Source organism: Labilibaculum euxinicum (assembly GCF_963678175.1).
In the GTDB taxonomy this organism is placed as follows: Bacteria; Bacteroidota; Bacteroidia; order Bacteroidales; family Marinifilaceae; genus Labilibaculum; species Labilibaculum euxinus.
Genome location: NZ_OY782756.1, coordinates 1,418,413 through 1,431,448, shown reverse-complemented (window position 1 = coordinate 1,431,448; position 13,036 = coordinate 1,418,413). Strand labels below are relative to the sequence as shown.

Annotated in this window: 11 protein-coding genes; 5 read left to right on the top strand and 6 right to left on the bottom strand. The window is 34.9% G+C overall.

Going from position 1 to position 13,036, the window contains the following annotated elements; translation table 11 throughout:
* Nucleotides 1-221 precede the first annotated feature (221 nt).
* Entirely contained in the window at nucleotides 222-1,127 is a 906-nt protein-coding gene (locus ACY0M5_RS06125; protein WP_461631141.1) for a DMT family transporter, read from the top strand.
* A gap of 46 nt (nucleotides 1,128-1,173) precedes the next feature.
* Here the strand turns inward: ACY0M5_RS06125 and ACY0M5_RS06120 are convergent, their stop codons facing one another.
* The 4 genes from ACY0M5_RS06120 to ACY0M5_RS06105 all read right to left on the bottom strand — a co-directional run bounded on the left by ACY0M5_RS06120 (nucleotide 1,174) and on the right by ACY0M5_RS06105 (nucleotide 7,357).
* Nucleotides 1,174-4,293, bottom strand: a complete 3,120-nt coding sequence (locus ACY0M5_RS06120; protein ID WP_461631140.1) for an ATP-binding cassette domain-containing protein — start codon at nucleotides 4,291-4,293, stop codon at nucleotides 1,174-1,176.
* A 154-nt stretch (nucleotides 4,294-4,447) separates the two neighbouring features.
* Nucleotides 4,448-5,281 (bottom strand): hypothetical protein, encoded by an 834-nt coding sequence (locus tag ACY0M5_RS06115; protein WP_124993194.1) that lies wholly within the window; start codon nucleotides 5,279-5,281, stop codon nucleotides 4,448-4,450.
* 291 nt (nucleotides 5,282-5,572) lie between these two features.
* The gene (locus ACY0M5_RS06110) at nucleotides 5,573-6,277 is read right to left on the bottom strand and encodes a LytR/AlgR family response regulator transcription factor (RefSeq protein WP_197092748.1); all 705 of its coding nucleotides are present in this window, start codon (nucleotides 6,275-6,277) and stop codon (nucleotides 5,573-5,575) included.
* A gap of 15 nt (nucleotides 6,278-6,292) precedes the next feature.
* Nucleotides 6,293-7,357: a sensor histidine kinase gene (locus ACY0M5_RS06105; protein ID WP_156196053.1), complete on the bottom strand. Its 1,065-nt coding sequence runs from the start codon at nucleotides 7,355-7,357 to the stop codon at nucleotides 6,293-6,295.
* Nucleotides 7,358-7,559: 202 nt separating this feature from the next.
* Between ACY0M5_RS06105 and ACY0M5_RS06100 the strand changes: the two genes are divergently transcribed.
* On the top strand, nucleotides 7,560-8,195 hold the full coding sequence (locus ACY0M5_RS06100; protein WP_461631139.1) for a cysteine hydrolase family protein: 636 nt from the start codon (nucleotides 7,560-7,562) through the stop codon (nucleotides 8,193-8,195).
* Here ACY0M5_RS06100 and miaA read toward each other — a convergent pair.
* Nucleotides 8,192-9,106 (bottom strand): tRNA (adenosine(37)-N6)-dimethylallyltransferase MiaA, encoded by a 915-nt coding sequence (gene miaA, locus ACY0M5_RS06095; protein ID WP_461631138.1) that lies wholly within the window; start codon nucleotides 9,104-9,106, stop codon nucleotides 8,192-8,194. The genes ACY0M5_RS06100 and miaA overlap by 4 nt on opposite strands.
* A gap of 143 nt (nucleotides 9,107-9,249) precedes the next feature.
* On the opposite strand from miaA, the gene ACY0M5_RS06090 reads away from it, so the two are divergent.
* From ACY0M5_RS06090 to smpB, 3 genes are all read left to right on the top strand, one after another.
* Nucleotides 9,250-9,822 (top strand): Yip1 family protein, encoded by a 573-nt coding sequence (locus ACY0M5_RS06090; RefSeq protein WP_124993198.1) that lies wholly within the window; start codon nucleotides 9,250-9,252, stop codon nucleotides 9,820-9,822.
* A 101-nt stretch (nucleotides 9,823-9,923) separates the two neighbouring features.
* Nucleotides 9,924-10,514, top strand: coding sequence for a YIP1 family protein (locus tag ACY0M5_RS06085; RefSeq protein ID WP_156196057.1), 591 nt, complete (start codon nucleotides 9,924-9,926; stop codon nucleotides 10,512-10,514).
* 33 nt (nucleotides 10,515-10,547) lie between these two features.
* Complete coding sequence (smpB, locus tag ACY0M5_RS06080; protein ID WP_124993200.1) at nucleotides 10,548-10,994, top strand: SsrA-binding protein; 447 nt, start codon at nucleotides 10,548-10,550, stop codon at nucleotides 10,992-10,994.
* Nucleotides 10,995-11,287: 293 nt separating this feature from the next.
* On the opposite strand, the gene ACY0M5_RS06075 is transcribed toward smpB, so the two are convergent.
* A complete protein-coding gene (locus ACY0M5_RS06075; protein WP_461631137.1) occupies nucleotides 11,288-12,955 on the bottom strand; it encodes a uridine kinase family protein in 1,668 nt (555 codons plus the stop codon).
* Nucleotides 12,956-13,036 lie beyond the last annotated feature (81 nt).

Sequence of the window (13,036 nt, the reverse complement as noted above, 5' to 3'; positions counted from 1 at the left end):
TTTTACAACTAATAAATTATATTATCTTATCATTAAAATTATTTTTACACTTGATAATTAGTAATAACTACTATTTATATACTATTTTATATTGTATTAATAGATTAAACGTATCGACTTCACTATTTATACAACACAATAAACTCCGTAAATATTAAAACACACTTCTTCTCAGAGATCAACTAAAAATCCCTAAGTTTACAGAAAATTTACCGTGCCCCATGAAGAAATTCCTATTCTCAACTACCGTATTGGCCATTTTTGCGTGCTTGCTTTGGGCAACTCCATTTACAGCAATTAAAATAGGTTTAAAATATACAACTCCGCTTCAATTTGCTGGTATTCGATTTCTCCTTTCGGGATTAATTATTCTTCCCTTCATTAAAGATTTGAAGTATAAAATCCTGGAATCGAAAAAAAGATGGCGGTTCATTCTTTGGGTAGCCTTGCTGCAAACCACTTTCCTTTACGGATTGTTCTATACTGGAATTAGTTTTGTTCCGGGTGCTTTGGCGGCCATGTTAATTGGTTCGCAACCTTTGTTCGCTGCTGTTTTTGCCCATTTTATGCTTGCTAATGACAAGATGAGCTGGAAAAAAATATTTGCCATTATTTTGGGAATAACCGGCGTGTGTATTATTAGTCTGGGTAGGGCTGATTTTGTTCTAACAACAACAATTCCACTTGGTGTAGGAATTTTAATCCTTAATAACATTGTAGGAAGTACCGGCAACGTAATTGTATCGCGTGATGCAAAAGACATGCCTCCCCGGGTATTGGCTTCTCTTTCGATGATAATTGGAGGCGCTGCACTGATGCTGATCTCTATTCCAATAGAAAATCCATCCTGGAATACCATTCATCCAGGCGAATACTATCTTTCATTAGCTTGGTTAGCTATGGTCTCGGCATTTGCCATCACCATTTGGTTTGGCCTTTTGCAACGGCCTGACGTAAAAGTTTCCAATTTAAATACATGGAAATTTATCGTCCCAATTTTTGGCGCTTCATTAAGCTGGTTAGTTCTTCCTGATGAACATCCTGATTTACTATCAATTATCGGGATGATTGTGATTGCATGCAGTTTGCTTTTTGTTAATTATCTGAATCGAAGAATGGTAAAGTAAAACTCCAACAAGTTTAATGACTTTGTTAGCTGATTCGAATTAAGTACTACTTCCTTTTTTTCTCTTTATGAACCAGCTTAATACTTTCTATGTAGTTCATTACTTTCCGTAAAACATCAGACCATAAACACAGAAACAAAAAGCCGGTGCCCAGCCAAACTACGGCAAGATTGAACCAAAATGTATCGATATAAAAATTGCCGATTCGTTTTACCGGAGAATAAAAATGAGAACGTCCAAATCTAGAATCCGGATACATTAAAATAGGATCTTTCTTCTGAATCAATTGATCATCTACTTCAATCATTTTATTAATTTCCGTTTTATTCAAAACCAAATCAGCCAAACCGGTATTGTAATATTTTTGCTTAAACTCATAAACACCATCGCGCCCCAAAGAATCGACCAAACGGGAATACTCAAAGTCTTTTTTATAACCCGACTCGCTTGCCAAACCCAAATAGTAAAGCTTTACCTTATCCAAAAAACTCTTGGTTTGTTCGGCAACATTTAAATTAAAATCGTGAACATTCAACTCCTTTAACTCAGGGAAAATATTGATTCCTGCTTCTCTTCCCAATTGAGAAATCTCATTACGAAGCATACCAAATTGAGCCTCCAGATCGTCTGTGTTTTTTTCAAACTCGATACTTCGTTCGCATTCCAGCAAAACAGATTCAATTTTAGGAATCAAAAATGAACTTTTAAAAGAGGCATCACTAATTCCTTTGTCAAACTCGAAGAAGTGTTTCTCAAATTTATTGTCTTTAAACTGAGTAACTGCCAAAGCCTCATAAGCCCAGCGCGTAGTCATAAAATCGCCAACAATTGGGACGTAAACCTTATCGGTAATCCCGGCATGCAGATCATCAAATTTAATCATTGCCCCGCCCAACAAGAGCTGAGGAACCAGAATCAAAGGAATCAGTATGTAAATAGTAATCACCGAATTCAATCCTGCTGAAATGTTTAATCCGATCATGTTCGAAAAACACGAAGTTGTGAACAATACCAACCAATAGGAAAAAAGCATTCCTTCAACCTCCAAAATATAGTTGCCAACCAATACAAAAGATAAAGACTGAATTGCAGAGAGAATAAATAAGAAAATGATTTTAGAACTGAGGTAACTAATCCGGGACAAATTCAGAAATTTCTCCCGTTGTAAAATCTTTTTGTCCCGAATAATTTCTTCTGCACTTACGGTTAATCCCAAAAACATAGAAACCACAACCGACATGAACAGAAAAACCGGAAAATTTTTATTTTCACCAAACACATATCCTGCATCGGTAGTGTATTTCGTGAAATAACCTAATATCACTGCAAGCAACGGAGCCTCAAACAGATTAATAATCAGATATTGTTTGTTGGTTAATTTCGATAGAACATTCCGAATCCAGAAAATTGAAAATTGCTTTAATTTTCCTGGAATCTTAAAATCACTTTGTGGCAATTTTTTATCGGCACGCAAGGGCAAATGATTGGCTTCTATATTGTCCTTGTATTTCTGATACCACTCCACAGGAAGGATTCGTCTCTCTCGGGTTGGTTTTCCCTGATCATCAATTAATTTGGTTTCAACAATCTGCAATATCTGTTCGGGATTTACATTTCCGCAAGTTACACACTCACTCTCGGAAGCATTTACCTGCGAATTCTGAGTCTTGAAGTAAACAATTGCATCAATAGGATTGCCGTTATAAATAGGATAACCACCCCGATCGAGAATCCAAAGCTTATCGAACATTTTAAATATTCCCGACGAGGGTTGATGAATATTGGCAATTACCAATTTGCCCTTTAACGTTTGCCTCTTGAGCAGATTCATAACCATTTCCGAATCGGTAGAAGACAAGCCGGATGTAGGTTCGTCTACCAATAAAATAGCAGGCTCCCTCATCAGCTCCAAACCGATATTTATCCTTTTCCGCTGTCCGCCGCTAATAAATTTATTCAATGGATTCCCAACCTTAAGATCCCGCACCTCATACAAATCCAAATCCTGAAGTATCTTCAATACTTTTTTCAAGATTTGAATTTCACTGTAATCCTTAAAACATAACTTGGCGTTATAATACAGATTTTGAAAAACACTCAATTCCTCAATCAATAAATCGTCTTGCGGAACAAAACCAATCAATCCCTGAACTGCCAATCTATTTCTATGAATATCGTAATCATTAATCCGAATTTCACCGTGATTTAAAGTCAAATTTCCGTTCAAAACATTCAATAATGTGGACTTACCAACACCACTGCCTCCCATTATACCAATCAGCTGTCCGCTCTCTTCCGAAATATTAAATTTGTGTATTCCATTATTTGAGTTTCTGAACTTAAATTCAATTTCCTTAGCCGAAAATATTATTTTCTGCTGCGACTCTTCCTTCAAAAATTTACCGGCAATATCCGAGAAATAAATTGATTTAATATTGGGTCCTTTAATTATGGAACCATTACTTAACTGGTAAGTTTTATCCGGCTTTATTTTGTTTCCCTCCAGATAAAGATTTAGCTCTCCCTCGTATTTGAATACCAGCAAGTTCACACTTTGCGCAAACATAACAACAATTCTTCCATACAAGTTATCACAGAACAAATGCTTAAAATCGTTTTCTGTCTTTTTTACATCTTTCTTCATGAACCAAGACAGATTCTCGGACCACTCTGTCACCTTATTATCGATGATCAGGAACTTACTTTTGTCGAATTTATCGAGCGTATCACCCCAAACAAAAGCAAGACAATTGATAAATTCAGATCTGGGTATTTTAAAGCTTTCCGCAACAATACTAATAAACTCAAATTCATTTTCGCTGACAATCTTGTCTTCATAAACAAATTCCAGCAAACGCAGCAAAACAATCAAACGTTCTTCCTGAACCAATTCTGCTTTAATCTTGGTACAAACCTTGGAGGCCTCTGTTAATGAAAGAATATTGGCTTGCTGAGAATGCACACTTGCCTGATACTCCATCTCACGACGATAGAATTCAGAATAGTTCTCAAATAATCGCAGATACTCAACCTGGAGTTCGAAATTCACATAGCGATTCAAAAAACCTTCTACAATTACTTTCCCTTCCCGCGAAACACCTTCTTCTTTGGCATTGGCAACAATGGCAAAAAGGTGCATTAGTGCATTTAAAATCGATTCCCCCATTTACTTTCTCAGAATTTATGGTTTGCCTTTACCAGACTAATTTTAAAAATACAATTTATTTCGTAAACAAAAGGATAGTTGAACCAATGATCTTGGCATAAAAAAACTGCCTTCCGAAACGAAAGGCAGTCACATATCTTGTTACATCGAACAATTACTGAACGATAGAATCTCTAAGTTTAGCAACACTAGTGGTAATTTCCTTAAGCTGTTCTTCATCCATACTTCCATCAACAATCTTATCATAGCTAAGTTTAAGGCCATTTAATTCTATCAATAAAGAATCAATATTAGGATCCTTAGCCTCAGGTTCCAATACCGACAGCAATTTCTCCAAAACTTCTTTTTGATCAAAAATTACTTTTACAATTTCCGGATTAGAATAAGTATTCTCAGAAATATGAGTTGCAATATACAACCCTTCAATAAAACTACCGCTAACAACCATTAATGATAGATTACCTTTTGCATTCTTATTTAAAAACTCATAAGTATCGTAAAACGAATTTGTGATTATTTTCACCAACTGATCTTTATCATCCAAATTCTTTTCAACCTCTTCCACAAGAGTTTCATTGTAAGCACTGGTAATTTCCAGATTATCAATTAAAGCTTTAGATGCTTTCAAAAACAACATTGTTTCCTGCTTGCGCTGATATGTACTTGCATAACTCAAATCTGCACTATACACACCAAGATTCAAGGCTCTGGCTTTTTCAGTAAAATATTTATCAGCATTCTCTGATGAATTAGAAAGGCCTAATATATAATCAGCACCAATACGATTCAACATCGAGGTCAACTCAAAAGTGGTTGGAAGAGGATAAACTACATCTTTCACCTCTTTTTCAATTGCTTTCTTTAATAAAGGCTTCACAGTCTGCCCTTCAGTATTCTTTTTATCAACTGGCTTACAGCCAACAAAGTTAAAAGCAAAGACAACTACTACAAGAAAAGCAATATAACGGCAATTAGTCAGTTTTTTCATGGATTTTCAATTTTTTTAAATCTAAAATTCAACTTTTTCAGGTCTAAATTTAACAAAAAGGGAGCGAATTACAAGCATGAAATCCCCAATATATTTACACTTCTTAATTCCAGTTTTCCATGCTCGAAACATAGTAGAAATTATAAGTTTAAACCCATCTCTTATTCCAGAACAATACACACTTCATTTTTACTGCGAATCAATCAGATACAAACACAGCTTTACACACAAAAAGAGATCCTGTAAAAAAATTCCACAGGATCTCTTGAAAAACAGAACTTGATTATAATATTATGCCGGATGTATTCTTTGAAAGAAACTCTGTTTGTAATTATTTCCAATTGGAATCGTACTCTTTTCCATGTGTACCATGTTTCCTTCTATCGATTTAATTTTAGATAAAGATACAATGTAAGATTTATGAATCCGATAAAACTTATTTGATGGTAACAAACGCTCAATTCCTTTCAGTGATTGATAGGTTACAACATGTCCTTCCTTTGTGAAAATCTTAACGTAATCGCCCAAAGCTTCAACATATAAAATTGAGTCGAGACTAATATTAATGGTTTTCTTATTAGCCTTAACAAAAATAAATTCCCGCTCGTCCTTATCTGTTTCCTGCGGTTCCGCCACACCTTTAATTCTTTCCTCTGCTTTTTGAACCGCCTGTAAAAATCGTTCAAATGAAAAAGGTTTTTTCAGATAATCCAATACATTCAGCTCATAACTCTCCAAAGCATACTCCGTGTAAGCCGTAGTAATCACTACCATGGGTGGATTTTTATAGGTTTTCAGAAAATTAATACCACTCAAGCGAGGCATATTAATATCCAGAAAAATAAGGTCGACCTCTTGCTCCTGCAAAACTTCCATTGCCTCAATAGCATCACTGCATTTCCCTTTTAACTCAAGCCCAGGTAGTTCAGAAATATATTTTTCTAAAACCCGCTGCGCTAACGGCTCATCATCAACTATTAAACATTTCAACTTCATAGAATCTAAACTTAGTTAGGACAAATCAATTTGCAAGCTAATCTTAAAAAGGTCATTCTCATCTTTAATTTCCAGCCGGTGTTTTTCAGGATACAGTAACTCCAACCTACGAATTACATTTTTTATTCCAATACCACCATTCTTTTCATTCTCTTTATTCCAACCATTCTCCGATCGGTTCTCTATTGACAATTCAATATGATTCTTATCTTCAAAATTAAAGAGAATATTTACAAAACCACCATTATTCCTTCCGTAAGAACCATGCTTAAATGCATTTTCGATAAGAGGCTCGAACAACAGAGGTGCAATTTTGCTTCTTGCCGCATCACCTTTCACTTCCATTTTTACTGGAATACTATCATCCAATCTAATTTTCTGTAAATCCAGATAATTCTTTATAAACTCCAGCTCTTTCTCCAACAAAACGTAACGGTCATTGCAATCGTACAAAATATACCGCATTAAATCGGATAACTTTAACACCAAACCGGGCGCTTTATCCGACTTATCAAGCGTAAGAGAATAAATGTTATTTAGTGTATTAAACAGAAAATGTGGATTTATCTGAGCCTTCAGTGCCTTCAGTTCTGCTTCCAGTTTTTCCTTTTCAATATCTTTTAATTGAAATGATATTTTTTGCAAAACAAACCACTCTCTCATTAAGGATAAAAAACTCGTAACCCCAACATAAATAAATGTAAAAAATGCAAAATTAAACCATACAACAAAAGTCAATTCCTCGAAAAACTGTTCACCCTGCACAAATCGTCCTAAAGGATAAACCAATAAAAAATCGATAAAAAAAGCCGCCAAAGAAATCACTCCCAACAAGGAAATAACATACAGAAAAAACCGTTGCCTCTTAAACAGCAATGGAATCAAAATAAGCAGATTAAAGTAAACCGCAGCAGCAAAACACAGATTGAACACAAATGTCATTAAGACAGGTTCTAATCTTAGTATATTTTTAAAATTACTTGCCACAAACATGGTGAACAGCCAAAACGTAAAGGCAAGCACCCAAAACAATATATGATAAGCAATCCGGCTAGGTGATATCTTTTTTATGTTAGTCATAAACATTCTCAACTATGAATTTCAAAATTAAAGTAGAAAAGAATTAATAAGGAGTGAAAATTATTCGTTGTTATATGCAATTCTCCCGTTAAAAGGTGATAATTTTCAGATGTCTTACCCGAATAATTAATGTTTTGATTTTGATATCTTTCTATGCTGTTGTAATATTGTAGTAAATACAAATCTAAATAAAGAGCCAGCTATGTTTGCAAAAGATATTTTATTTTGGAATGTTGACACTCAATTTGATTTCATGAGTGCATCAGGGAAACTGTACGTTCCTGGTGCTGAGCAAATTCAACCTACTCTTAAGCAAATAACTGCTTTTGCAAAAAGCAATAATATTCAGGTAGTTAATACTGCTGATTTTCATTATGCCAATTCAAAAGAATTATCCAACAAGCCTGATTTCATTACAAGTTTTCCACCGCATTGTATGGCCAATACCTCCGGAGCCGAATACGTGAGCGAAACAATACCAGAAACTCCATTTTCAGAAGTATTTTGGAATAATAAGTATTCAGAAAAAGATATCCGTGATTTTATCATCAATAGAAATATTGTAATTCGAAAAGACGCTTTCGATGTATTCGAAGGAAATAAGAACACGAATGCATTACTGGAACTAATTGCACCTAAAAAAGTTTTTGTATATGGCGTTACAACCAATGTTTGTGTAGACTGTGCTGTTGTTGGTTTAGCCAAACGAGGCATTTCGGTTTATGTAATTGAGGACGCAATTAAAGAATTACCAAATATTCCCCTCCCCTTTTCCAAGTGGGATAAATTAAAGGTTAAAAGAATCACATTCTCAGAAATTGAGAAACACCTGAATTAAAGAGCTGCCAGTTCTTTTACTTTTTGCACTTTCTCCTCTAAGGGCATAAAACCATCCAGCCAATGGATATTTGAGCCACTGCGTTCCATTTTTCGAAACCAGGTCATTTGGCGTTTTGCAAATTGATGAATTGCCACTTCCAAACCATTGAACATTTCATTGTAGGTTAAATCGCCAACAACATACTGTGTTAAAAATTTATATTCCAGCCCATAATATATCAGATCTTCAGCCGAAACTCCTGATTGCATCAACGCCTGAACTTCTTCAACCATTCCTGATTTTAACCGCTCTTTTAAGCGCTGAGTAATTCTCTCCCGTCTAATTTCACGATCGAACTTAATTCCTATCAGCAATGGATTCAGCTCTGGATAATCCATTTCAATTTCCGGATGTGAGGCATAATAGCGTTCTATTTCAATCGCACGAATAGCCCTCTTCTGGGTTTCCAGATCAGAATTATTGTGCACCTCTTTGTAAGAACGAAGAATAACACCTAATTCATCCAGCGATTTATCAAGCAATGTATCCCGAAAGGCCTGATCTTTTGGAACTGCTATTAATTTATATCCTTTTAAGGCAGCCTCTAGATACATACCCGTACCACCACAAACAACAGGCATTTTCTTTTTGGCGGTAATCTGCTCAAAAGCCTTTACAAAATCCTGCTGAAATTCATAAACATTGTATTTATACCCCGCATCAGCAATGTCAATCAAATGATAAGGAATTGGACTTCCATCCAAAATATATTCATCCAGATCTTTACCAGTACCCAAATCCATTCCACGGTAAATCTGACGCGAATCGGCACTAATGATTTCGCCGTTAAATTCCTTTGCCAACTTTACAGCCAGACTTGTTTTCCCAGTAGCGGTTGCTCCTAGTACAACTAATAAGTTATTCTGCATCTTAAATATTTTTTCCGAACTTAAAACGATCTGTTTTTGTTCATCCGGATAATGTTTATCTTACAATAAGACAAGACTGTGTATGTAAACTACGCAGTAAAATTACTTTAAGTTTTTTGAATTCACCAATAACTCCATTCAATATGACAAACCTAAGTGCATACAAACACAGTCTACTCCTTTTTATTCAACCGGAACAAACCTGGAAATCAATCTCAACTGAAGACCACAGTCCAAAACAATTATTCTTAAGCCTTTTGCTCCCCTTACTATTCTTAATGGCCATTTGTAATTTTTCAGGTTATCAATTGTTCGATCAAAATCCATCTCAACATATTAATATGCACTTATTTTCGGCAAGTGCCACATTTTTATTTTCCATTCTATCCATCTACATTTCCACACTTCTTGTTAGTAAATTTGCACAATTCGAAGATAAAAAGGATAGATTTAACCGAGCTTTCACTCTTATTGGTTTCTCCTTTATCCCTGGTATTTTATTCAATTCACTGGCATTTTTATTTCCCACAATAAATTACCTGACCATTTTAAGCCTTTTTAGCTTTTACATCCTATACAAAGGAATATCTCCCATACTATCTATTCCTGATGATAAAAAATCGGGTTATTTTACATTTATACTGATTGGTTTACTTTCTATATATGCCGTTTTAGGGGCATTTTTTATTGGAATAGCCAGCCTTATGGGATTTTAATAAAATAGCTGTAACAGAAGCCTACAATTTTGCGAAAAAGTACAGCAAATTAAAAAAGCTTGTTTAATTTTGATATCAATCAATATTAAGAAATTACAGTAATGAATTTTCGCATACAAAATACTATATACTCTTTCTCCAGATGGCTTAATCTGCTTATTGAACCAAAAAAGGAGTGGGAAGCTATTGCTCTGGAAACACCCAATGTGAAATCTATTTTTATATATTTTGCATTTCCGGTAATTGCCGTCAGTTCGCTTCTTTCTTCCATCGGAGCTTTCATCCACACAGGAAGTCTTAGCATTGGAATTTCTCAATTTGTTGTTTCTTTTATTTCCTTAAACCTGGGGTTTTTAACGGCCGGAAAAATGATTGAACTATTGGCTCCTAACTTCCAATTACAAATTAAGACATCAACTATCTATCAATTAATTGTATACAGTGGAGCAGTTTTCTGCTTATTTCACAGTTTTGCAAAATTATTTTCACCTTACTCTTTTCTTAATCAGATATGTCTGGTTTTTGAATTGTATTTTATTCGTGTTTTATGGTTGGGAATATCTCCTCTGCTTCCTATAGCCGAAAATAAAAAACCAGGCTTTACAATTGTAGCCAGTTTGCTTATTTTAGTTCTCCCACTAATCTTTGAACGAATGTTTTCCGTTATTTTCACACTTCCGGTTACAATTTAAATCGTAAATTTGTCGGGCAATAAAGAATTTACAATGCAGAAAATAAATATCAGAAATAAAAAAGCAAGCTTCGAATACGAATTCATCGAAACCTTTGTAGCAGGAATTCAACTATTTGGAACCGAAATCAAGTCCATACGTGCAGGGAAAGCAAACATAGGAGACTCCTTTTGCTACTTTAACGCAAATGAACTTTACGTAAAAGAAATGCACATTTCCGAATACAAATTTGGTTCATATTATAATCACGAAGAAAAAAGGGAACGAAAACTCCTTCTTAACCGAAAAGAGTTGGATAAATTGGATCGAAAAACTAAAGAAAGTGGTTTAACCATTGTTCCTTTGAGAATTTTCCTGAACGAAAAAGGTTTTGCAAAAATGGAAATTGCGCTTTGCAGAGGAAAAAAACACTACGACAAAAGGGAAAGTTTAAAACAACGCGATCACAAAATTGAGATAGACCGTATGATGAAGAGGTAGTTAGCTCAACGCATCAATTTTTATTAAAAAAACAAGATATTTCCTTCCAGAACTCCTTCTTTTTATCCTATATTTGCACCCCGGTTCTAAAAACCCAGACAAAATCCATTTTCTTACTTTTCAACGGAGTATTAACAAGTTATCAACAGTGTTGATTAATTGTTAATAACTTTCAAACACCCCTATTTTAGATCAATATAATTGTTAACAACTAAAAATTCCTGTTTTAGTCAGTAAGGATATTAACAGCTAAAACAGGAATGAATATGAACAGGCAAAAAGTTATTAACAAACTAATACTCAAAAGTACTTCCACCTAGAAACTCTCTCATTAAGGAAGTAGGAGGTATTTCAGCATCGCTAATTGGAAGAAAGTAACTAAAGAACTTTAACAGCCTGTTTGCTTCCGAATATTCTGCCTGATTGGGCTGAATCTCTTTCAATATTGGTTCTGCATATCTCTTTAAAACACCCAATTCGTACTGAAGAGCTGAATTAAACATCACATCAGCCTCTTCCTGATACGGGAAAATATTTTTCTCTTCACCACGCCTAACACTCGGCCAACGACTAATCGTATCAAAAGCACTGTAATTTCGATATTTATGATCCCGAACAATCCTGCGAATCAGACGGTTATCTGTTGATGGAATCCTGTTATGACCATCAATAGAAATTGAGGTTAAAGCAGAAATATAAATTCTAAATTTTGAATCATCGGCAATAAGAGGAGTTAATTTTGGATTCAGAGCATGAATTCCTTCCACAACTAAAACCTGCTTGCCATTAATTTTCAATTTTTCCCCATCGAAATAACGAGTACCGGTTTCGAATGAAAACTTTGGCAATTCAACCTCTACACCATTCAGAAGATCGACCAAATTCTCATTAAACAGGCGAACATCCAAAGATTCCAACGCCTCAAAATCGTACTCTCCATTTTCATCTTTAGGAGTTTTTTCCCGATTAACGAAGTAGTTATCCAAAGACAAATTTACCGGATGCAGACCAGCAACCTTAAGCTGAATGGCTAATCTTTTTCCAAAGGTTGTTTTTCCTGATGATGAAGGTCCGGAAATCAAGATGAGCTTCACATGCTTTCTTTTCTTTCTGATTTTATCTGCTATTTGAGAAATTTTCTTCTCGTGCAAAGCCTCCGATATTTTTATCAGCTCTGAAATATTGTTATTCTCAACATAGCCATTCAAATCACCAACATTAGAAATATTTAAAACATTTCCCCAACGTTTGTATTCACTAAATATCTTTAGCATTTTCTCCTGAGGAATAAAGGTTTCCGTTTCCAACGGATTTCTTCTTCCAGGAGTCATAAGCAACATTCCCTGAGCAAAGGGCAATAAATCAAACACCTTCAGTTTACTTGTAGACGGAACCAAAAAACCATAAAAATAATCAACACTATCGCCTAAATGGTAAACGGATGTGAATAGATTTCCCCGGGTGCGAAACAGACTGGTTTTCTCTTTCAAACCCTGAGCTTCGAATAATTCTATTGCTTTCTCTGTTTCAATTTCTTCACGAACAAAAGGCAGATCAGCCTCCATGATCCCAGTCATTCTCTCTTTAATATTTTCGATATCACCAGGCGTAAGCAATATGTTCTTATCTGTTATCCGACAATACAAACCATTCGAAATTGAATGCTCGACCCTGAAACCTGCTTTTGGATACAAATCATGAACTGCCTTGTAAAGAAGGAAACACAATGAACGGACGTACATTCTACGCCCATCCGGATGTGTTCCATCCACAAACTTTACATTTTTAGGTTTGTAAATTTCGTAGCTTAACTCTTTAAGCTTATTATTAACCATTGCTCCAAGCACTTCCCCATTAAGTTGTGGTTTGATATCTGCAAGTATTGTCTGAAGATCGGTGCCAATAGGGTAAGATCTTTTCTCTTTTAAATCTTCAAAATAAATATCAATCAATTTTCCCATAGAATTCTATATTTACAATGTACCCGGTTATGATTATACTGTTTTTAAAGATAACAATTAGGATGACACATTTAAAAGCTG

Excerpts from the sequence above, each read along its gene's own strand:
- ACY0M5_RS06125 (WP_461631141.1), top strand. The coding sequence starts at position 222 with ATGAAGAAATTCCTATTCTCAACTACCGTATTGGCCATTTTTGCGTGC.
- ACY0M5_RS06120 (WP_461631140.1), bottom strand. The coding sequence starts at position 4,293 with ATGGGGGAATCGATTTTAAATGCACTAATGCACCTTTTTGCCATTGTT.
- ACY0M5_RS06115 (WP_124993194.1), bottom strand. The coding sequence starts at position 5,281 with ATGAAAAAACTGACTAATTGCCGTTATATTGCTTTTCTTGTAGTAGTT.
- ACY0M5_RS06110 (WP_197092748.1), bottom strand. The coding sequence starts at position 6,277 with ATGAAGTTGAAATGTTTAATAGTTGATGATGAGCCGTTAGCGCAGCGG.
- ACY0M5_RS06105 (WP_156196053.1), bottom strand. The coding sequence starts at position 7,357 with ATGACTAACATAAAAAAGATATCACCTAGCCGGATTGCTTATCATATA.
- ACY0M5_RS06100 (WP_461631139.1), top strand. The coding sequence starts at position 7,560 with ATGTTTGCAAAAGATATTTTATTTTGGAATGTTGACACTCAATTTGAT.
- miaA (WP_461631138.1), bottom strand. The coding sequence starts at position 9,106 with ATGCAGAATAACTTATTAGTTGTACTAGGAGCAACCGCTACTGGGAAA.
- ACY0M5_RS06090 (WP_124993198.1), top strand. The coding sequence starts at position 9,250 with ATGACAAACCTAAGTGCATACAAACACAGTCTACTCCTTTTTATTCAA.
- ACY0M5_RS06085 (WP_156196057.1), top strand. The coding sequence starts at position 9,924 with ATGAATTTTCGCATACAAAATACTATATACTCTTTCTCCAGATGGCTT.
- smpB (WP_124993200.1), top strand. The coding sequence starts at position 10,548 with ATGCAGAAAATAAATATCAGAAATAAAAAAGCAAGCTTCGAATACGAA.
- ACY0M5_RS06075 (WP_461631137.1), bottom strand. The coding sequence starts at position 12,955 with ATGGGAAAATTGATTGATATTTATTTTGAAGATTTAAAAGAGAAAAGA.